The sequence below is a fragment of the Rhizobium sp. BK591 genome (assembly GCF_014195045.1).
Lineage (GTDB): Bacteria > Pseudomonadota > Alphaproteobacteria > Rhizobiales > Rhizobiaceae > Rhizobium > Rhizobium anhuiense.
The window spans coordinates 178,503-198,668 of sequence record NZ_JACIAZ010000009.1 but is presented as its reverse complement, the minus strand read 5'-3'; the positions used below and the strand labels follow the sequence as shown (position 1 = coordinate 198,668).

Genomic DNA, 20,166 nt, shown 5'->3' with positions numbered 1-20,166 from the left:
TGGTTGTGCGTTTCATTGACTACTCGTACCGGTAACATTTCACGGGATCGGGGAACAGCTAATTCTAATACAACCATGGGTGCGGTGAAAAATGGGTTAAGGCTTAGCGGGAGCATATCCCGCTGCTGGGCGAGCCTTACCGCATGCCGCCATCGGCAAAGGTTCTGGGACGATTGGGCGAAGCTCGCTCCAGTCGGGACAGGTTGGCCCGAAGTGCCCGGCAATTGTCCGCCGTCACATCCCATAGGCCGACATACAGCTTGCCAATCTCGGGCAGGGATCGGGCAAGCGGCGTCGGCCTCCAGCCGATCCTGCGATACACTCCGACCATGGCGCCATCATAGACGCCGACGATGCTTTCGATACCGGTGTCGAGCGCAAGGTCGCAAAGCCCTGAGAGCAGCTCCGTGGCAACTGTGCGCGATTGCTCCATGTGCCCGGCAAGCGGGTGAACGCAAAAGCGCGTACATTCCCAAGTCGTTGGGCTATCGACGTCGATAGGCTGATCGAAGAAATGCCGGAACTCGCTTTTGAGCATCGTCGCTCCCGTCGTCGGTAGCAGGCGCAGCGAACCCGTCAGTGTGCCGGAAGGTCGTTGCGTGACGAGATATACGGGATCCTCGGCCTCGTCGTATCGGTCCCTCTCCCATTGGTCCCGGACATCGACCTGCCATCCCAGCCGATCGCGAAAAACGGCGGCGCGAGCCCGAAACATTTCATCGAAAGCACGTCGATCGGTATCGAGCATGTCTTTGGTGAGTATCCGCAACATATCCGTCCCTCCTGATGTTCTGACGTTTCACAACAGGAGGCCGACCGGGAGCAATCTGGATATTTCACCAGGTTGACCGGTGCTTCGCTTTGCCTTCCCCTTTCATAAGAAGTTTCTGATGTTCGTCGATCGAAAGCTCTTGGTAATTGCCAATTTTAACGCAACCAACGGGAGGATTCTGATGACCCACGACATGGCCCGCGGCAAACGTATTCGAGAGGCGATATCCCGGGGCAAGTTCCGGAAAGTTCACGCCCTGGCGGCCGAACTGGACGTGTCTGTCGCCGCCGTCTCACGCTGGCAGAATGGCGGCCATACCTCGCTGGAAAGCGCCTGCGCGCTCGCCGACCTGCTGGATGTCTCCCTCGACTGGCTGCTGCTCGGGCGAGGCACCATGGACTGGCATAGGAACAGCGCGATCTCCGCCACGGAATTGCAAATGGTTCTGGCGTTGCGCAACCGGTCTGCGGCAACACGGTCCAATCTCGCTGGGCTGGTCGAATCCATCCCTCCGGAGCACCCGTAACGCCAAGCGCAATTCTGCGCGAATTTTTGACCTGAGGTCAACACGTTTAGGTTGATAAAAAGCAGATCGTCGACGATCTTTCTAGTTAAAGCTTCAACGGCGACACAACAGGGCGGCCAGCTCGCCCTGCCCTCGCCGCCGCAGAGACCTTGTTTTCACTCTCAATGCAGAAGGGTCGTTGGCGTCGGCTTTTGACGTGAAACCGTAAATACGCAGCCCGAAAATTATCGAAAAACCGCATCGCCACCGGTCCGGAACATTTTTGGATCTGGTCCCGGCAGTCTCAACCGATTTTGGAGTCAGTCAATGACAGTTGCGCTTTGGAGTCAGTCAATGACCGGTGCGAACCCGGCCCATATCGGCGCCAATGCGCCTACGGTCAAACCGCGGCCTGCCTTCGCGCAGACCGATCTGGTCGCATTGTCGCGCTATTTTTCTCTGCTGATGATGCGCAACATCACAAGCGATGGCTATGTCATCGAGGATCCGGCATCGCCGGGCGTCTTTTCGGCCCCGGGCTGCGTCATCGCCGCACCCTCCTATCCCGCGAACACGCCGGGTGTCGACCAGGACTATGTTTTCAACTGGGTCCGCGACGGGGCCATTACGGCCATCGAAATCGCACTTGCCGGCTTGCTGCCCGTTCCGGGCGGGGTTTTGCCGAGCCTGGTCGACTACGTGAATTTCGCCGCGCTCTGCCAGGCGAATGCGCAGAATTCCGCGACCGTCACACTTGGCCACGCCTGCTTCACCATCACCGGCGAGGTTCGTCCGTGGTCGGAGCAGAATGACGGACCGGCCATTCAGTCGATTGCGATCCTGACCTTGTTCAATCAGCTGGATGGCGCCACGCAGACGATCGCCAAACAATTGGTCGAGACCAACCTCTCTTATCTTCTCGAAGTTTACCAGAACAAGACCACCAATCTCTGGGAGGAATATGAGGGCTATTCCTTTTTCGCAAGGGCCGTACAGCTGCGCTTTTTCCGGGAAATTTCCGCAAACACGATCTCTATTGCCGTGCCTGCCGGGGTGGCCGATGCCATCTCCTGGCTGGAAAGCCAGCTGGCCACCCACTGGAACGGGCAGCTCTATGTGAGCATTCTGGATGCCGCGGAGCAAGCCGGTTACGACGCGAACATCGATATCGTCTCTGCGGTCTGCTATGGCGGGATCGAGCCGACCGATACCAAGCTGCTGGCAACGGCGGCCATCCTGCGGCGCCAGTGGGCCGATCCTTCGTCTTCGAACTATTACCCGATCAATGGCGCCGACGCGGCCAAAGGGCTCGGACCACTCTTCGGGCGCTATCCAGGCGATCATTACGATGGCGATGTGGCGGCCCCGGTGGTCGGCGGCCATCCCTGGGCTCTGTGCACGGCCAACTTCGCCGAGTTCCAATATCGGCTTGCCAATGCCATCGAGGCCAGCGGCGCCATCCCCCTCGATCAGTTCTCCGAGCCCTTCTTCACGGAACTGGGACTTGGCGCATCCAGCAGCGCCGCCGACGCCTCAGCTGCCTTGCGGGCTTCGTCTGACGTCATGCTGCGCGCCATCGTCTACCACAGCGATCACTATGAACTGAGCGAACAGTTCGATGGAACCGTTGGCTACGAGAAAAGCGTCCGGAACCTGACCTGGAGCTACGCCTCCTTTCTCTCGGCGGTCAGAGCCCGCTCCGCCGCCGCCCCCGCCGCCAAGTCCAAACCCCGAAACTCCCGCGGCCAGAGATCATGACGACGTCAGGCTGTCCGGTCTGAAATCTCGATTGAGTGCAGAACCGCATGATCCGCAAAGCCTGATGCGGCTTTCCGGGAATAATGGAGGACCAAAGTGCTTTTTCCCCTTGAATCCGCGATAAAAGCCGATGCCAAGACCGTCGCAGCGTCTGGCGACTACGATATCGTGATTGTCGGCAGTGGCATTTCCGGAGCAATCATTGCCAAGCAGGCTGCCGAAGCGGGCAAGCGTGTCCTTATCCTTGAAGCCGGAACCGGTGCCAACAGCACACTGTCAGGCTATGACAATCTGCTGACGACTTTCTATTCGGCAGCCTCCAAGGACAACCAGTCGCCCTTTCCGCTGAATGCGAACGCGGCCATGCCCCGCAGCCCGCAGCTTCGCAAGCTGCGGGCGGGGGAAACCGATAGCTCGACCTATATCGTTCAATCCGGCCCTTATGTCAGCGATACGACATATACCCGTATTTTCGGCGGAACGACCATGCACTGGGAGGCGAAAACGCCTCGCCTGCTTCGCTCGGACTTCAAGACGCGCACCATTTTCGGCCAAGGGTTGGACTGGCCGCTGAGCTTTGAGGAAGTCGAAGATGATTACCGCCTGGCCGAGCGGGAAATCGGTGTATCGGCAGATGTCGAAGATCAGCAATATCTGGGGCAGACCTTCCCGGACGACTATGTCTTTCCCATGCGCGGCCTGCCGCTTTCCTATCTGGATCAGCAGGTCAACAAGGGCATCGAAGGCACCAGTGTCGAACTTTACGACAAGACCTATCCCCTGAAGGTCAGGCCCTATCCGCAGGGGCGTAACAGCATACCAAACCCGGCCTATGACGGCGGGAAAGGCTACCGTCCCATCGGAGCCGTCGATACGCATCAGGTCGAAGAGGGCGGTCGCTGCCAGGGCAACACCAACTGCGTACCGCTCTGTCCCGTGCAAGCGCGTTACCACTCCGGCAAAACGCTTGCCAAGGCGTTCGCAGTAAACGGGAAAAGCGGCGAGCGGCTTGTCGAACTATTGCCGCAGGCGGTCGCATCGAAGGTCAACATCGATCCGGATAGCGGGAAAGTCCACTCTCTCGAGGTCAAGATTTACAAGGATCCGGCCTCACCTGCTCACGAGACCATCACCGTGAAGGGCAAGGTTTTCGTGCTTGCGGCAGGCGCCATCGAAACGGCGCGTCTCATGCTTGCCTCCGGCCTGCGCAGCACCAGCGGTCTTGTCGGACGCAATCTGATGGACCACGCCTATCTGCTGAACTGGGCGCTGATGCCGGAAATCTGCGGCACGATGCGCGGAACCAGTTCGACGGGCGGTATCGTGGACCTGCGCGACGGCCCTTTCCGGGAAAGGCAAGCCGCCTTCGCCATCGATATCCATAACGACGGCTGGGGCTGGGCCACGGGTGCGCCGACTTCCGACCTTCTCAAACTGGTGGATGATCGCAACCTCTACGGGGCGGATCTTCGGCGCGGCATGATCGACCAGGTTTCGCGGCAGTTGCTGCTGGCATTCATGATCGAGGTCATGCCCGTCGAAAGCAACCGCATCGCGGTGGATCCGCAATATACCGATGCTCTGGGCAATATGCGGCCCATCCTGTCCTTCACGGTTCCGGAATATACCATGAAGGGTGCCGCCTATGGCCGCCAGTTTGCGCGCACCGTCTTCACGCGTCTGGGCGCGCAGGATCATACCCAATACGACCCCAGCGATTTCGGCTATGTGGCCTATGAGGGGCAAGGCTATGCGATCCGCGGCGGCAATCATCTGGCCGGGACCCATATCATGGGAACGACGAAGACCAATTCCGTCGTGGACAAGAACCAGCGCAGCTGGGACCACGAAAACCTCTATCTCGTGGGCGGCGGCAGCATGCCGACGATCGGCACGGCCAATGTCACCTTGACGCTGGCCGCCATGTGCTTCCGAAGCGGCCGCGACATTCTGAAGTCTCTGCATTGAACGAAGACCGGCATCCGCTGTGCGGAACGAACAGATGGCCTCGCAAGCGACACGAAGCCGGCCTGTGAACCCAACTTATCTTTCATGGAGCTTGAGATGTATTCCGCCAGTATTAAGACGCTCGATGAGCTGAAAGAATTTCTCTACCGGGCGATGCAGCTCGAACATGCGACGATTCCGCCTTATCTGACGGCGCTTTACTCGATCAAGCCCGGCGTCAATCAGGATGCGACCCAGGTTCTGCGCGTGATCGTCGTGGAAGAAATGCTGCATCTGACCATCGCGGCCAATATTCTCAACGCCATCGGCGGCACGCCGGATCTTGTCAGGCCGGACTTCGTAGCCCGCTATCCCGCCGCCCTGCCGGACGGCGAGACGGATTTCAAGGTCGGCATCCAGGCTTTCGGCCGTGAGGCGCTGGCGACTTTCCTGAAAATCGAGCGGCCGGCCCAGCGTCCTGAACATCTCGTCGGCAAGGGCCTGATATATCGCAAAACTCCTCCTGATATCACCGCGCTTGCCAGCCATCCGAGCCATGAGGACCTACATTTCTTCAGTATTGGCGAGTTCTACTCAGCCATCGCGGACGGCATCAAATACCTGGAAGCCGAAGCGCATGGGGCGGGCACAACCATATTTACCGGCGACAGATCGCGCCAGATCACCTCGGAATATTATTACTCCGGCGGCGGCGAGCTGTTTCCGGTGACCGATCTGAAAAGCGCGTTGGAAGCCATCGATCTCATCATCGAACAGGGCGAGGGCGACGGTGGCGGTATCTACGACGATGACGACCACGAACTGGCCCATTACTATCGTTTCGAGGAACTGGTCAAAGGCCGCTACTACCAGAAGGGCGACCAGCCCGGCCACCCCACAGGTCCTGAGTTGCAGGTCGATTGGGAAGGCGCGTATCCCATAAAAAAGAACCTAAAAGTGGGGGACATACTCGAAGGCTCGGAACTGCGTGGGGCGGCGATCGCCTTCAACACGCGCTACGGCGAATTTCTCCAGCTTTTGACGCGTGCCTATAACGGCCAGCCGACCCTGCTGCTGGAAGCCGTTCCGATGATGTTCGAATTCCGCAACATGATCCTCGAACTCATCCGCAATCCCCTGCCGCAACATCCCGGTAAGAACGGCAGCCCCACCTATGAGATCCCCGGCGCCATCAAACAGCCAGCCACCACCCGGCAGGCGGAGGTAAACGCATGAGCAACCGTTTCGAGGCATTTCTGGGTCTTTCCGGCGAATTGACGGCCTTCTCCCACTTTGATCTCCTGGGAACAGGCCTGGCGGACCGCTATCTCGTCACGCTCGACAAGGTGGTCGGCGGCGAGATCGTCGACGCGCTGCTGGCCGCCTTCGCCGCCCTGCCACCCCCGGAAGGTGAGGTCCGCATCCAGGCGGTGCGCACGACCATTCTGGGCAATGAATTGCTCGGAGACGTGGCCCGTGCGCTGATCAAGCTCTGGTATTCCGGCACCTGGTTCGAGCTGTCCTCCGCCTGGACGGAGCGCTTTGGCCCCAGGCCTGCGAATATCACCTTCGTCGTTTCTCCCGATGCCTATGTCGAGGGTCTGCTCTGGAAGGCGATCGGAGCCCACCCTGCAGGCGCCAAGGGGCCGGGTTTCGGCTCCTGGGCCTTTCCGCCGAAAATTCCGGCTTTTTCCGGCTCTCGATTCCAAAACCTGACCTGACGCCACTTCCGTTTGTCTTCAAGAACTGGATCATTGCCATGACGACACATCTGCATCGACTGACACCTGCTAAAGTCTGGCTCGGTGTCATCCCCACGCTCTGGTGGAATGACGATTTCATCAATATCGACATCGGCATCCCCTACGAGCAGGCTCTGAGTGAAATGGCGCTCGCCGGCTATGTCGGATGCGGCGTCGGCCACAAATATCCGACGGACCCGAAAATATTGCGGCCTGTCCTCGAACTCAGGGGATTGCGGATTTCCGAGCCCTGGGTGAGCACCTACTTCACCATCAATGCGATGAAGCGTCATACGCTTGATAATGTCGATGCTCAGCTCGACTTCCTCGAAGCCATGGAAGGAGGCAGCGACGATCCGCGCAGGGCCGACCTGGTCGTTTCCGAGTTTGGCGGAGCGGTCAATCCGCTTCCTGTCGCCCTGTTTCCGAATTGCCCCGATTTCTCCGATGACCAGTGGAAACGGCTGATCGAAGGCCTGCATGAGGCCGGAGAGAAAGCCAGGGCCCGTAACCGCCGGCTCTGCTATCACCCGCATCTGGGGACCGGGGTGATGAATACGGAAGCAATCCACCGGCTCATGGACGAGACGGATCCTCGCCTGGTCAACATGCTTCTCGATACTGCGCACCAGGCGGCTGCCGGTGTCGATCCGCTGGCGCTGGCCAGAAAATATGCCCACCGCATCAAGCATGTTCATCTGAAGGACATTCGCGCCGAGGTGGTTACGAAGATTCACAAAGAAGGATTGTCCTTCCAGCAAGGGATCGAGGCGGGGATCTTCACCGTCCCGGGTGACGGCTCCATAGGGACCTTTCCAGAAATCCTCGATGCGTTGGCCGAGGCGGATTTCGCCGGTTGGATCTGCGTCGAGGCAGAGCAGGACCCAGCCAAGGCCAATCCGCTGCAATACGCGAAAATGGGCCGCGAATATCTGCGCAAGCTGCTCGGATGGTAGCCCGGCGCGGACCGTTTGTCTCAGCCCGATGGCGATGTGAAGGAGGCGGGCAGGGATCTCGCTTCATGACGGTGTCGGGCGGGACATCATCCTGAACCACGCATGACTGGATAGCGACAGCTGGAGCGATGAAGATGGAAGAGGCACGCAGACGAGAGATATATTTCAGCTTCTTTATGTTTACAGCCGATTTGAGGCCGAACGACGCGGGCTATACCCAGGTTCTTGTCCGGCATCTGAAAGCGCTTACCGAGATCGGCTACACCGGCTTCGATGTGCATATCGCCCCAGGACCGGCCAACGTCGGTCATCACGCTGAGGTCGAAAGCTATATCGGCCTCAAGAGGGCGTTCGATCGGGCCGGCTTCCGGGATGTGAAGTTCACAACCAATGTGGGGACCACGCGAACCTTCGATCCGACCTCGCCCTATGAGGACCAGCGCAAGCAGGCGCTGTCCTATCTCAAATCCCGCGTCGACATCACCTCGGTGCTGGGCGGGGAGAATACGATCATGTCGGGGCCGTTCCTGTACCCCTATGGCATCTTTCCACTGACGGATGACGGCGAAGGGATCTGGAGCGACGCGCTTCAGGATTGGATGAAGCCACGATACGCGGCGGCCGCCTCCATCTTCCGGGAATTGGCGCAATATTCTGCGGAGAAGCGGGTGAAGCTCGCCATCGAACCGGTCAAGAATTGGGAAACGCCCGGGCCGACCATGGTCTCGGAAGCGCTGGATTTTCTCGAAAGCGCCGACATTCCGGTCGGGGGCGTCACGATCGATACAGCCCAGGTCGTCATGGAAAGCCAGGGACCGGCGATCTTCAGGAAAAATGTCGCCCGTGCCGTTCAGCAGAGTCGGTTGAATTACGTTCACATCTCGGCGCCGGACCGGGGCGCTGTCAGAGATAGCTGGATTCCCTGGGAGATCATGCTGGACGAAATCGAGCCGGTCTATTCCGGCCCCTATCTCGTCGAAGTCTTCAACGCGATTCCACCCTTCGAGAGTTCGATGCGAATGACGCGCAGACGCTTCTGGCGGCCCGGTGAGGACGCGCCGGAGGCAGACGTCGACAGCGCCTACGACGTTGCGCGCGCGGCCCTGAAGACATTGGAGGAGAAACTCGCGTCCCGCAGTCGTTGATCTCATCCGTGATGGCGCTCGGGCGCAGATGTTGTGCCCGAGTGAACTTCAAATCTCAGCAAACGACCTTTCAATCAGGGAGATACCGATGGTCACGCAATTGCCGGATCCCATTAAAATCGTCAGGCGAGCAGGCGATGTCCGTATTCATACTTTCATTTCAGCCTTCACGGCTGACAATATCGCCAATGCAACGCACATCATCGAAAGCAGGAACAAGCTTGTTCTCGTCGATGGGCAATTCCTCGTTCCCTATGCGCTGCAATTCAGGGAATATGCCAACAGTATCGGCAAGAAGATCGACCGGATCTATCTGTCGCACAGACACCCCGACCATTGGTTCGGCCTGGGAGCCGCATTCAGCGATATTCCGATTTATGCATTGCCGAAAACGATAGAGTTCCTGCAGCAGCATGGGGAAGATTCCCTGAATGACCACTGGAAATTGGGCAATCTCGCTCCGAAGAGCTTGATCATTCCCGAAAGAGCTGTCCGCGCCGGCGAGGAAATCATCGACGGAGTCAAATACCTATTTGATGAAGTCGTCGATACGGAGATCGATTTTCTTCTCACCATAGGTCTTCCGGACGTGGGCGTTTTTATTGCGCAAGACCTGATCTACAGCGGAACGCACCTTTATCTGACGAAATACATGGAGCATTGGATTGGGATTTTGCAGGGTATGCTGCTGTCCGACTATGACCTGTTCCTTCCCGGTCACGGCTTTCCGGCTGACAAAAACGAGGTTGCCAAAAATATAGAGTATTTGTCCGTCGCCCTGGAGGCCGCCGGCAACGGACTCACCAATGACGCTTTCAAGCGCTTCCTGCTGGAAAGATTTCCCGAGCGGAAATGCCCCGGCATATTCGACATATACGTACCGCGCTTATTCGATAACGCGAGCGAGTTCTAGCGCATCGGCCCGAAAATCGGAATCGATTTTCGGAAAGAACGATGCGTAGATTCAAAGTGTTAGAGCTGTCCTTTGTGCGTCCGAAAGGACGCACGGCACTCTAATATCCGTCAATTGTCGTCAACAGGGGAGCCGTTGGAACATGGGCGACACATACACGGTTGGACAATATCTGGTCGACAGACTTCGCGAACTGGGCCTGGGGCACCTGTTTTCCGTAGCAGGCGATTATTCGATCGAATGGGTGAACAGTTATGTCGAGAAAAGCGATATAAAGGTCATCGAAGAGGCGAATGAACTGAATGCCGGTTATGCGGCTGACGGCTATGCCAGACTGAAAGGAATTGGCGCTCTGTGCGTCACCTATTCCGCAGGCTCGCTTTGCGCAACAAATGCGATCGCCGGATCCTACGTCGAGAAAGTGCCGGTCGTTCTGATCAACGGTGCGCCCAGCATCAAGAAAACGCTGACGTTCGAACAAACCGGCTACAGTTCGCATCACTTCATCAGCGGCCGGGAAACGGATCTTCAGGTATTCGAATACATCACCGCCGCTGCCGTCCGCATCGACAGCCCTCATCTTGCGCCAATGCTCATAGATTATGCGCTGACGCAGTGCATCACGGAAAGACGTCCGGTCTATATCGAGTTGCTGGAGGATATGGTGGACCTGGGATGTACGCGCCCGTCGAATGCCTTAAAAGCGGCGCCTGTTATATCCGACGAGAACAGTCTCAATCAGTCGATCGCGCAAATCAGCGAAAGATTGCAAAACGCCACCCGACCGCTGATCTGGGTCGGTGTCGAGATCGACCGGTTTGGCCTTCACGACCAGGCGGAGCGGCTCATCCGGGACCTCAAAATTCCCTACGTGACCGAGCTTTTGAGCAAGGCCATTCTATCGGAAGACGATGTACAATTTGCCGGGGTGTTCGATGGCAAATCGTCATCACCCTATGTCCAGTCTTTGGTCAAAGACTCCGACTTCGTATTGGCACTGGGCGTCTGGTTGACTGATATCAATGATTTGGGCTGGCCTATCGATCTCGATAAAACCGCATTCGCCTCCTGGGAGACCGTGAAATATGGCACGATCTTCAACGCACAGGTTTCGCTGGCGGATCTCGTCAACGGCTTGATTGACAAAAGGCTGACGTGCAAAGGCCAAAGTCTTCCGGTGAAACCGGCCCGGCAACTGCCGGTCGTCAATCCGGCAGGCGAAATTACCTATCAGGGCTTCTACGATTTCATTCAGCCGCAGATCGACGGAAATACCATCGTTGGTGCCGACGCGAGTTTGAATTATTTCGGGAGCCTGCTTCTTGAAGTGGGTGCTCGCCGCGGTTTCATCGTGCAATCATCCTATTCGGCGATCGGTTATATCGGTCCGGCCGCAACCGGGGTTTCGCTGGCGAAGCAAAATCAACAAAGGCTACTGGTCTTTGCGGGGGATGGCGGGTTTCAGATGACCGCTCAATGCCTCTCGACACAAACCCGTTTCAATCTCAACCCGATCATCTTTGTGATGGACAACGGCATTTATGGCGTGGAGCAATGGCTTGCCGACGCATCGGTTTTCCATGGCGACAAACCGTTCTACAATTCCTGCATCCTGCACCAGTGGAATTACAGCAAGCTGGCAGAGGTCTTTGGCTGCCAAGGCTGGAAAGTGGGCACCTATGGCGAACTGAGGGAGGCCATAAACGGCGCCAAAGAAAACCTGAACAGTCCGTCCATCATCCAGGTCGTCGTGCCGCAGCGATCGATCCCCGACAATGCGAACTGGAAAGCAAATTAGAATGGGCATAGGAGAGTTCAGCGCTTTAGTGGGCGGAACGGCAGATGGCATGCCTAACCACCTTCGGTGACCTCAACATCGAGCGCTGGGCCTTCTGGCCACAAGTGGTATAGTTCAATTTCGGTCGTCCGACCTAGACGATACGACAAAGGAACTGTTCCATGGGAGACCAGAAACGCCCGCTGCAACCTGGAGAAACCGCTCCCGCATTCGCGCTCGCCACGGCCAACTTCGACGGAACGGTCTCTTTCGCCGACTTGAGCGGTCGCCCGTTCGTGATCGGGTTCTTTCGCGGGCTGCACTGCCCGTTCTGCCGGCGTCAGTTGGAACAGCTTGCCGGCGTACAGCCGACGCTACGCGCCGCCGGGGTGGAGACCGTCGCCGTTATCAACACGCCGGTGGAACGTGCCCGCCTGTATTTCCGCCACCGGCCAACGCCAATAACACTTCTATGCGACCCGGATTGCCGCACGCATCGGGCCTACGGTGTGCCGCATGCCGAGTTCCTGCCCGATGGGAGTTGCGAGCAGCCCGAATGGCCCTATCGTACAACGATGGAACAGTTCCTGGCGGCACGCATCAACCCCACGGACGAATTGCCGGAACCGCTGCACCCGATGGAGGCCAACACGATACTCAACGCCAAGGATCGGTTTGAGCTTGACGAAGCCGACAATGAGATCTTCGCGAACCACGCGACCCAACTCGTCGGGCACTTCCTGGTCAATGCGAACGGCACCATCGGCTGGGCACAAATCGAGGCGCTCGACGGACCGAACAGCCTCTCCATCTTCCCGACCGCGGCAGAGATCATCGCGGCCGCTGGCAGCCTTGGACGCTGACCTGCGGTGAACCGTCCGATAGCATCTCAGTAGCAAAAGATCGAATGGTGGAAGCCCAATTCCGCCCGCTATCGCGTGAGTGTCTGCCTGATGCCGGCAATCCCGCGGCGCAGGAAGGGATCGGTGTGGACGTAGAACAACTGGACCCCCTTCTGCAGCCAATGAGGCAATTCGTCGGCGGTGGCGAGCGTGCCTGCAATCTTGCCTGCTGCACGAATCTTGTCGACGGCGACCGCGACCTTATCCATCACTGCTTCGGGACGCGGCTCGCCGAAGGGCGGAGCCGGCGGATAACCCATATTCTGCGAGAGATCGCCGGGGCCGATGAAGAAGACGTCAATGCCATCGACCTTCAGCATTTCGTCGAGATTGTCGATGGCATCCACCGTCTCGATCATCGCCACCACCAGGCGCTTGTCGAAGTCGGACGGAAGAGCGTAACGAACGGTATCGACGATGGCGCGCGCCTGTTCGGCCGTGTCCACCATCGGGACCATGATCCCATCGGCGCCCGCATTCAGGTAGCGGATAATGATCGGGCGCTCGTGCGAATGCGGCCGAATGATCGCCGCCCCGCCGACGGAGCGGACGATCTGCGCGGTCATGCGCACATCCTCGAAACTCCAGCTTCCGTGCTCGCAGTCGACGAAGACGGAATCGGCGCCGAGCTCCACCAGCCGGGCTGCCAGGCCCGACGATACGTGATGCGGCGTATACATGGTGACTGCCTCGCCGGCCAGCAGCCGCGCGCGCAACTTCGCTCCGTTCATCGATGTCTCCCAATTCTACTTTTTCGGCATATCCGGCATGTCGGCCGGCGCTCCGACCCACCGCGCAATTTCGATATCCGCTGACGTGTCCCGCATGAATGTCGGGCAGATGTGAAGCTCGGGGATCACAGCGCTCTTGTTCAGGCTGGCGCAGAGGACGATCGCACGGGCGACGTCATGCGGATCCATCATGACGGCACGTTCCTCCTGCAGAGGTGGGCGCGCGCGATTGTCCATGATCGGCGTATTCGTCTCGCCGGGCAGGATCGTCGTCGCCCGGATCCCCTGATTGCGATAGGTGTTGTGCAGGAAGGTCATGAAGTTCTTCACGCCGGCCTTGGCCGCACCATAGGCCGCGCCGCCGAGCAGGTTGGGGTTGATCACGGCAAGCGACGAGACCGTGATGATCGTCCCCTCGCCGTTGGCGATCATGTCCGGAAGGACCGCCTGGGTCAGGTTGAAGACGGCCGTCAGATTGACGTTGATGGTGGAGGTCCACTCGGCCTCGCTCAAGAACCGCGCGTTCAGCACCTTGCTTGCGCTGCCGGCATTGTTCACCAGGATGTCGACGGGTCCGACGCTATCCTTGATCCACTTCACGGCCGCAAAGATCTCTTCACGCGTCTCGATATCGAGTGCGCGCGTGACGGCCTTGCCACCCGCCTCTTCGATCAAGGCCGCCACCTCGCGCAGCGGTTCGATCCGCCGCCCGGTCAGCACGACGGTGGCCCCGTCCTTGGCCAGCAGCAGGGCGGTCTCGCGACCGATCCCGGAGCCGGCTCCCGTCACCAGAGCGATTTTTCCGTGAAGACGTCCCATATCTTTCCCCTATTCGGCCGCAGCAGCGATCGGGCCAGAATAGCCGTAAATTTCCCGCGCGGCCTTCGCTGTGATCAGGTTCTCGGCAAGATCCTGCTCGATGAGCGCCCGCGAACGATCACTCGCCAATCCCCAACCGCCGCCGCCAGGCGTCTCTACCTCGAGGCGCTGGCCGGTCTTCAGGACCACCTTGCCCTTTGGGAACTGAGGCTTGCCGTCCTTCGAGACCTTTCCGGCCGATCCGCTCTGCCCTTCGACGACACCGAAGCAGGGATGTCGGACACGCTCGGAGGCGAGATAGATGTTCATCGGGCTCCTGCCGAGGTTGCGGAGCACGACACGCTGGCCGAGACCGCCGCGATGTTTGCCTGCGCCGCCGGAGTCGGCGATCAGTTCCTTCCGCTCGGTCAGGACCGGCACGGCAACCTCGAACATCTCGATGGCCGTTACCTTGCAGTTCGACGGGAAGCTCAGCGTATCCAGACCATCGAGCTCTGCGCGCGCACCCTGGCCGCCATGGAAATTCTGAACGGATCCATATTGCGTACCGTCATTGCGCTGACCGACGCAATTGGCAGCCCAGATCGGAGCGCCGCCGCTGTCGCCCATCACCTTCTCGGGCACGACGCCTTCGAGCGCCTTGAAGATCAGCGAGGGAATGACGTGCCCGATCAGGTTTCGCGAATTGCCCGCCGTCCATTGCTGCGGATTGAGGATGCAGCCGAGCGGCGCCTCGTCGGTGATCGGGACGATGCAGCCCTCGTTGTTCGGCGTCTCGGGATCGAGCAGGCACTTCAGAGCATAGACGGAATGGGCGTAGCGATAGTTCGTCCGGCAGTTGATCGAGTGCAGAACCTGGTCTGACGTGCCGGTGTAGTCGACATGAACAGAGTCGTCCCTGATGATGACCGAAGCCTTCAGTGTCACGTCGACATCGTAACCGTCGAGCAGAACCTCGGCTGCGTAAGTGCCGTTCGGCCATTCGCGGATCGCCTTGCGGGTCTGTGCTTCGGAGCGCGAATGAATGGCGGCGGCCAGGCCTTCGACATCGTCGAGCCCGTATTCGTCCAGGAATTTGACGAGTTCGCGGCCCATGACGTTGTTGGCGGCGATCATCGATTCAAGGTCGCCCCGCACCTCTGTCGGAAGGCGGACCGAGGCTTCGATAATATCGAAGACGTCCTGGTTCGGAACGCCTGATTTCAGCAGCTTGACGATCGGAAAGCGGATACCTTCCTCATAAATGTCGCTCGCTTCGGAATGCAGAGGCGCGCCGCCGATATCGGGAAGATGGGCGATGGAGCCGGCATAGGCGACGACCTTGCCGTTCTTGAAGATCGGCGTGATCATCGTGACATCGGGAAGATGGCCGGTGCCGATCTCCGGATCGTTGGTCGCCAGCACGTCGCCCTCTTCGAGCCTGTCTGCCGGAAATTTCGGCAGGAAATAGTTCTGGGCAGCAGCCGGCAGCGAGGTGATGAAGACCGGGATCGACCAGGTGCATTGCGCCAGCGCCCGTCCCTTGCTGTCGAGGAGCACGGTGACGTAATCGTGGTTCTCGCGGACGATCGGCGAGAATGCCGTCTTGCCGAGAACGTTGTCGGCCTGGTCCGCGATGAAGATCAGGCGGTTCCACATGACCTGAAGATTGATCGGGTCGTTGAAATCGGTGGCGGATTTCGACATCAGAGTACCCCTTAGTGAATGTTGATCACGAGGTTGCCATGGGCATCCACATGGAAGACGCCGCTCGGGCCGACGATCGCGGTCGATTCACGCTGCTCGACGATTGCCGGACCCTTGACCTCTTCGCCGACGGGAAGCTTGTAATGGTCGTAGACCGCAGTCTCGGCAAAGCCGCCGATCTCCTGGAAATAGACCTTTCGGCTGCCCTTCTTCGCGTCGGCAACGACGGTCTCGTGCGGGCGCGTGACCTGATCCTTTTCGCCGCCGGCGCGCAGCCGCCAGGTGATGACCTCCAGCGGAGCGGCAACGGTACGGCCGAACAGTTCGCGGTAGAGCTTGAAGAAGTTGCCGCGAAGCTCGCTAAGGAATTCCTCCTTCGGCAGGGTCCGGTCGGGCAGAGCCACGGTGATTTCATGGCCCTGGCCGACATGGCGCATGTCGACGGTGTAGCGGTTGCTGATCGTATCCTTCGGGACGCCCGCTGCCGACACGACTTCGGCGCCCTGGGCCGATAGCTCGTCCAGCAGGCGGTTCATGGCGCCGACATCCCAGGCGTCGAGCACCATCGGATGGCTTGCGGAAAGATCGACGGCCACGGGCGCGATCAACAGGCCGATCGCCGAACTGACGCCAGCACCGGTCGGGCAGATGATGCGGGAAATGCCAAGCTTGCGGGCGATGCCATAGGCGTGCACCGGGCCGGCGCCACCGAAGGCGACCATCGGCAGCGAACGGGGATCGACGCCGAGATCGGTCGCATGCATGGCGGCCGCCTTGCTCATGGATTCGTTGACGAGGTCATGGATGCCCCATGCGCAGCGCTCGACCGAGACCTCGAGCGAGGCGGCAAGTTTGGCCATCGCCTCGTGAGCTGCTTCTCTGGAAACCTTGAACGACCCGCCGACGAAGGATTCGGTGCCCATATATCCAAGCAGGATGTCGGCATCCGTGACGGTCGGCTGGGTGCCGCCGCGCTGGTAGGCGGCCGGTCCAGGCATGGCGCCTGCGGAGTGAGGGCCGACATCGAGCAGGCCGAGAGGGTTCTTGGCCGCGATCGAGCCGCCACCCGCGCCGATCTCGATCATCTGGATTGACTGGATCTTCAGCGGGAAACCGGATCCCTTGCGGAAACGCTGATAATGGGCGACCTCGAGATCGGTCCCGACATTTGGCTCACCGTCCGGGATCAGGCAGAGCTTTGCGGTCGTGCCGCCCATGTCGAAGGACAGGACGCTCGCCTCGCCTGCCGTGCGGCCGAACTCTGCGGCAGCCACCGCACCCGCCGCCGGGCCTGACTCGATCAGGCGCACCGGCAGTTCCGCGGCACGCCGGCTCGGCACCAGTCCGCCCGAGGATGTCATCCACAGGACCTGGCGGTCGATGCCCTTCGCTGCGAATTCACGCTGCAGATGGGCGACGTGGCCGGCCATTTGCGGCCTCGTATAGGCATTGACGACAGTCGTCGACGCGCGGTCGAACTCGCGCATTTCAGGGCAGACTTCGGAGGAGAGCGAGACGAAGATATCGGGGTCTTCTTCGCGCAGCAGCGCTGCGACGCGCTGCTCGTGCTGCGGATATTTATAGGCATGGAGAAGGCAGACGGCGACGGAGCGAATGCCCTTCTCCTTCAGGCGACCGGCAATCTCGCGCACCGTCTCTTCCTTGAGTTCGGTCATGACGGAACCGTCGGCGGCGATCCGCTCCTTGGCGCCGAAGCTGTTTGCGCGCGTGACCAGCGGGTCGGGATATTTGATGTTCAGGTCGTAGAGGTCGTAGCGCCCTTCGTTACGGATTCGCAGCATGTCCTGGAAACCGTCGGTGGTGACGAAGCCGGTCTCGACGCCCTTGCGCTCGAGCACGGCGTTGGTGACGACGGTGGTGGCGCCCAGCACCTGCAGTTGGTCGATGGCGATGGTGCCGGCGAATTTTTCCAGCAATTCGGACACACCCTGCACGACGGCTTCAGCCGGGTTCTTCGGCGTGCTCAGGACCTTGTGAAGGTGGAGGTCGCCCCTGTCATCCAGGAGCGCGAAGTCGGTAAAGGTACCACCCGTGTCGAAAGCCAGTTTTGCCATGTTGTCCTCGAAGCGACTGTTCGGCGCGGCAGGCGCCGCTATGCGGATCCGATGCCCGGACCCGATGTCTGCTTGAAGGTTAGGGGAATGCCCGGCGCGTTGGCTAACACAACTACAGTCTGCCGCTATAGGGTTTGCTTATGGCGGGCGGCGGTCAGCCGTCGGACTGCCGCTGCGAGGAGCAGCTCGGGCTAGGCGGGCTTGATTCCCTGGTGATGACTGCTCATCAGTTTGCCGACGACATCAAGCAGAACCGACCGTGCGGCGATGGCGGGCTCCGACAAGGGAAGATGATCTGCGACGCAGAGCGACACGGTCGCGTCGATCACCGGCTTGGTCAGTGCCCGCACCTGCGCGCCTGAGAAGATCGCCGTCTCCGTCACCACCGAAGCCGGGAGAATGGTCGATCCAAGCCCTTCGAGCACAGCCGCGCTGAGGGCCGGAACGGACTCGATTTCCGAGACGACCTCAGGTGTCGCTCTGGCTCTCGCCAGCGCGTCGTCGATCAGCCGGCGCAGCAGATGGGCCTTGCTGGGAAGAAGCAGCGGGATCTCCTGGAGGGCGGCAAGCGGAAGCGGCGCGCTGCTATCCCCGGGGAGTTCGATGCCCGGCGGCGAGACGAGGAACATTTCCTCGCGGAACAATGGCTGCAGGGTAACGCCTTTGATCGGCGCAGCAGCATAGATCAGCGCCATATCCATCTTGCCCGTCATGATCAGTTCGCTGAGGATCTGGCCGAAACTGTCATTGATGTGGACGACGATATGGGGATGCCTCGCCTTCATCTCCTTGAGGATCGGCAGCGACAAGGCGCTTGACGAGGAATAGGTCGCAAGGCCGATCGAGACGCGGCCCGCCACCGATTTGGCGGACTGATCGATGTCGACCTGAGCCTGCTCGATCTGCTTCAACATCAGTTGCGCATGCCGATAGAGGATGAGCCCTGCCTCCGTCGGCGCAATGCCGACATTGCTGCGGATGAGAAGCTTGTGCTTGAAGTGCGCCTCCAGAGCGGCGATCTGCTGCGACAACGCCGGCTGGGCCGTCCTCAGAAGGCTTGCCGCGCGCGATACGCTGCCCGTATCGACGATCTTTACGAAGCTCTTCAGTTTGCGGAAATCGACGCTCATGGTCACCGGCTTGTTGTTTCATGCAAAACGTAAAGCCTGCAGCCGGAGGGACGCAAGTCCCAGTCACAAGTCCCACTGGCCTTTCGCGGTTAACGCAGCTCGGCAACAGCCCGTTCGATGCGGTCGCATGCTTGGGTGATCGTCTCCATCGACGTCGCAATCGACAGGCGGAAATGCGGCGATACGCCGTAGGCAGCCCCCTGCAGCGCCGCGACCCCGACGCCGTCGAGCAGATAGAGCACAAAATCGAGATCCGTCTCGATCGTCTTGCCTTCAGGAGTCTTCTTGCCGATGACGCCGGCGCAGTTCGGAAACAGATAGAAGGCCCCGTCCGGCACGAGGCAGGAGAGGCCGGGCACGGCATTCAGCCGTGCGCACGCATAATCCCGGCGTTCCTTATAGACCTTGACGCTTTCGGCGACGAATGCCTGGTCCGAAGACAGCGCATAGGCGGCGGCCGCCTGACTGACCGACGACGGGCAGGACGACATCTGCGACTGCAGCTTGTTGATGGCGGCGATCAATGCGGCCGGACCCGCCCCGTAGCCAATACGCCATCCGGTCATGGCGTAGGACTTGGAGACGCCGTTGGTGAGCAGAACACGCTCCTTCAGTTCCGGGACGGCGGCAACCAGCGTCGTCATCGGCTCGTCCTTGAACCAGACCTGGTCGTAGATATCGTCTGACAGCACGAAGACATGGGGATGGCGCAGCAGCACCTCGCCGAGGGCTTCGAGTTCGCGCCGGTCATAGGCGGCACCCGTCGGATTGGACGGCGCGTTGAGGACCAGCCATAGGGTCTTCGGCGTGATCGCCTTTTCCAAAGCTTCGGGCGTCAGCTTGAAGCCGGTTTCCTGCGGGCATTCGACGATGACCGGTTTGCCTTCGTTGGCGATGACCATATCGGGATAGGAAACCCAGTAGGGTGCGGGAATGATCACCTCGGCGTCGTTTTCGACGCTCGCCATCAGCGCGAGAAACAGAATCTGCTTGGCGCCGCCGCCGACGCAAATTTCGTCGTCGGCATAGCTGAGGCCGAGCCGGCGCTTGAAATCGCCAATGATTGCCTTGCGCAGCGCCGGCGTGCCGTTGACGGCGGTGTATTTCGTTTCGCCCCTGTCGATGGCGGCGTGCGCTGCGGCCTTGATGTTGTCAGGCGTGTCGAAGTCCGGCTCGCCGACCGTCAGGTCGACGATGTCGCGACCCGCCGCCTTCAGCTCGCGCGCCCGGGCGGCCGCAGCCGTGCTTGGCGAAACCTTGATTCTGGACACACGTGATGCAGGCACAAAGGTGCTCATGGGAATTTCC

General features: G+C 59.8%; 17 protein-coding genes. 10 read left to right on the top strand and 7 right to left on the bottom strand.

Annotated features, from left to right (window positions below; translation table 11 throughout):
* Positions 1 to 136 precede the first annotated feature (136 nt).
* Positions 137 to 772 (bottom strand): acyl-homoserine-lactone synthase, encoded by a 636-nt coding sequence (locus FHX10_RS31365; protein ID WP_063474099.1) that lies wholly within the window; start codon positions 770 to 772, stop codon positions 137 to 139.
* A 181-nt stretch (positions 773 to 953) separates the two neighbouring features.
* On the opposite strand from FHX10_RS31365, the gene FHX10_RS31360 reads away from it, so the two are divergent.
* The 10 genes from FHX10_RS31360 (at position 954) to FHX10_RS31315 (ending at position 12,378) form a co-directional block, all read left to right on the top strand.
* On the top strand, positions 954 to 1,298 hold the full coding sequence (locus tag FHX10_RS31360; RefSeq protein ID WP_018245423.1) for a helix-turn-helix domain-containing protein: 345 nt from the start codon (positions 954 to 956) through the stop codon (positions 1,296 to 1,298).
* 306 nt (positions 1,299 to 1,604) lie between these two features.
* Positions 1,605 to 3,035 (top strand): glycoside hydrolase family 15 protein, encoded by a 1,431-nt coding sequence (locus FHX10_RS31355; protein ID WP_097595383.1) that lies wholly within the window; start codon positions 1,605 to 1,607, stop codon positions 3,033 to 3,035.
* Between the two features lie 96 nt (positions 3,036 to 3,131).
* Positions 3,132 to 5,003, top strand: coding sequence for a GMC oxidoreductase (locus FHX10_RS31350; protein ID WP_028757368.1), 1,872 nt, complete (start codon positions 3,132 to 3,134; stop codon positions 5,001 to 5,003).
* A 96-nt stretch (positions 5,004 to 5,099) separates the two neighbouring features.
* The gene (locus tag FHX10_RS31345) at positions 5,100 to 6,218 is read left to right on the top strand and encodes a ferritin-like domain-containing protein (protein WP_028757367.1); all 1,119 of its coding nucleotides are present in this window, start codon (positions 5,100 to 5,102) and stop codon (positions 6,216 to 6,218) included.
* Positions 6,215 to 6,703: a hypothetical protein gene (locus FHX10_RS31340; RefSeq protein WP_028757366.1), complete on the top strand. Its 489-nt coding sequence runs from the start codon at positions 6,215 to 6,217 to the stop codon at positions 6,701 to 6,703. The genes FHX10_RS31345 and FHX10_RS31340 overlap by 4 nt, the downstream gene beginning before the upstream one ends.
* A 38-nt stretch (positions 6,704 to 6,741) precedes the next feature.
* Complete coding sequence (iolE, locus tag FHX10_RS31335; RefSeq protein ID WP_063474096.1) at positions 6,742 to 7,680, top strand: myo-inosose-2 dehydratase; 939 nt, start codon at positions 6,742 to 6,744, stop codon at positions 7,678 to 7,680.
* A gap of 128 nt (positions 7,681 to 7,808) precedes the next feature.
* On the top strand, positions 7,809 to 8,825 hold the full coding sequence (locus tag FHX10_RS31330; protein ID WP_174824464.1) for a sugar phosphate isomerase/epimerase: 1,017 nt from the start codon (positions 7,809 to 7,811) through the stop codon (positions 8,823 to 8,825).
* 88 nt (positions 8,826 to 8,913) lie between these two features.
* Positions 8,914 to 9,738: an MBL fold metallo-hydrolase gene (locus FHX10_RS31325; protein ID WP_028757363.1), complete on the top strand. Its 825-nt coding sequence runs from the start codon at positions 8,914 to 8,916 to the stop codon at positions 9,736 to 9,738.
* Between the two features lie 142 nt (positions 9,739 to 9,880).
* Complete coding sequence (locus FHX10_RS31320) at positions 9,881 to 11,536, top strand: alpha-keto acid decarboxylase family protein (RefSeq protein ID WP_063474095.1); 1,656 nt, start codon at positions 9,881 to 9,883, stop codon at positions 11,534 to 11,536.
* A 161-nt stretch (positions 11,537 to 11,697) separates the two neighbouring features.
* Positions 11,698 to 12,378 carry a redoxin domain-containing protein gene (locus FHX10_RS31315; RefSeq protein ID WP_063474094.1) on the top strand — a complete coding sequence of 227 codons (681 nt, stop codon included), beginning with the start codon at positions 11,698 to 11,700 and terminating at the stop codon, positions 12,376 to 12,378.
* A 68-nt stretch (positions 12,379 to 12,446) separates the two neighbouring features.
* On the opposite strand, the gene FHX10_RS31310 is transcribed toward FHX10_RS31315, so the two are convergent.
* The 6 genes from FHX10_RS31310 to FHX10_RS31285 all read right to left on the bottom strand — a co-directional run bounded on the left by FHX10_RS31310 (position 12,447) and on the right by FHX10_RS31285 (position 20,156).
* A complete protein-coding gene (locus FHX10_RS31310) occupies positions 12,447 to 13,148 on the bottom strand; it encodes an HpcH/HpaI aldolase family protein (protein ID WP_063474093.1) in 702 nt (233 codons plus the stop codon).
* Positions 13,149 to 13,163: 15 nt separating this feature from the next.
* Positions 13,164 to 13,967 carry an SDR family oxidoreductase gene (locus FHX10_RS31305; RefSeq protein WP_063474092.1) on the bottom strand — a complete coding sequence of 268 codons (804 nt, stop codon included), beginning with the start codon at positions 13,965 to 13,967 and terminating at the stop codon, positions 13,164 to 13,166.
* A 9-nt stretch (positions 13,968 to 13,976) separates the two neighbouring features.
* A complete protein-coding gene (locus FHX10_RS31300; RefSeq protein ID WP_063474091.1) occupies positions 13,977 to 15,653 on the bottom strand; it encodes a hydantoinase B/oxoprolinase family protein in 1,677 nt (558 codons plus the stop codon).
* 11 nt (positions 15,654 to 15,664) lie between these two features.
* Entirely contained in the window at positions 15,665 to 17,728 is a 2,064-nt protein-coding gene (locus FHX10_RS31295) for a hydantoinase/oxoprolinase family protein (RefSeq protein ID WP_063474090.1), read from the bottom strand.
* A 191-nt stretch (positions 17,729 to 17,919) separates the two neighbouring features.
* Positions 17,920 to 18,858, bottom strand: a complete 939-nt coding sequence (gene nac / locus FHX10_RS31290; protein ID WP_047616805.1) for a nitrogen assimilation transcriptional regulator NAC — start codon at positions 18,856 to 18,858, stop codon at positions 17,920 to 17,922.
* Between the two features lie 89 nt (positions 18,859 to 18,947).
* Positions 18,948 to 20,156, bottom strand: a complete 1,209-nt coding sequence (locus tag FHX10_RS31285) for an aspartate transaminase (protein ID WP_097595385.1) — start codon at positions 20,154 to 20,156, stop codon at positions 18,948 to 18,950.
* Positions 20,157 to 20,166: the final 10 nt, after the last annotated feature.

Bases quoted from the DNA above. Each gene is read 5' to 3' on its own strand.
- FHX10_RS31365 (WP_063474099.1), bottom strand. From the start codon at position 772: ATGTTGCGGATACTCACCAAAGACATGCTCGATACCGATCGACGTGCT.
- FHX10_RS31360 (WP_018245423.1), top strand. From the start codon at position 954: ATGACCCACGACATGGCCCGCGGCAAACGTATTCGAGAGGCGATATCC.
- FHX10_RS31355 (WP_097595383.1), top strand. From the start codon at position 1,605: ATGACAGTTGCGCTTTGGAGTCAGTCAATGACCGGTGCGAACCCGGCC.
- FHX10_RS31345 (WP_028757367.1), top strand. From the start codon at position 5,100: ATGTATTCCGCCAGTATTAAGACGCTCGATGAGCTGAAAGAATTTCTC.
- FHX10_RS31340 (WP_028757366.1), top strand. From the start codon at position 6,215: ATGAGCAACCGTTTCGAGGCATTTCTGGGTCTTTCCGGCGAATTGACG.
- iolE (WP_063474096.1), top strand. From the start codon at position 6,742: ATGACGACACATCTGCATCGACTGACACCTGCTAAAGTCTGGCTCGGT.
- FHX10_RS31330 (WP_174824464.1), top strand. From the start codon at position 7,809: ATGAAGATGGAAGAGGCACGCAGACGAGAGATATATTTCAGCTTCTTT.
- FHX10_RS31325 (WP_028757363.1), top strand. From the start codon at position 8,914: ATGGTCACGCAATTGCCGGATCCCATTAAAATCGTCAGGCGAGCAGGC.
- FHX10_RS31320 (WP_063474095.1), top strand. From the start codon at position 9,881: ATGGGCGACACATACACGGTTGGACAATATCTGGTCGACAGACTTCGC.
- FHX10_RS31315 (WP_063474094.1), top strand. From the start codon at position 11,698: ATGGGAGACCAGAAACGCCCGCTGCAACCTGGAGAAACCGCTCCCGCA.
- FHX10_RS31310 (WP_063474093.1), bottom strand. From the start codon at position 13,148: ATGAACGGAGCGAAGTTGCGCGCGCGGCTGCTGGCCGGCGAGGCAGTC.
- FHX10_RS31305 (WP_063474092.1), bottom strand. From the start codon at position 13,967: ATGGGACGTCTTCACGGAAAAATCGCTCTGGTGACGGGAGCCGGCTCC.
- FHX10_RS31300 (WP_063474091.1), bottom strand. From the start codon at position 15,653: ATGTCGAAATCCGCCACCGATTTCAACGACCCGATCAATCTTCAGGTC.
- FHX10_RS31295 (WP_063474090.1), bottom strand. From the start codon at position 17,728: ATGGCAAAACTGGCTTTCGACACGGGTGGTACCTTTACCGACTTCGCG.
- nac (WP_047616805.1), bottom strand. From the start codon at position 18,858: ATGAGCGTCGATTTCCGCAAACTGAAGAGCTTCGTAAAGATCGTCGAT.
- FHX10_RS31285 (WP_097595385.1), bottom strand. From the start codon at position 20,156: ATGAGCACCTTTGTGCCTGCATCACGTGTGTCCAGAATCAAGGTTTCG.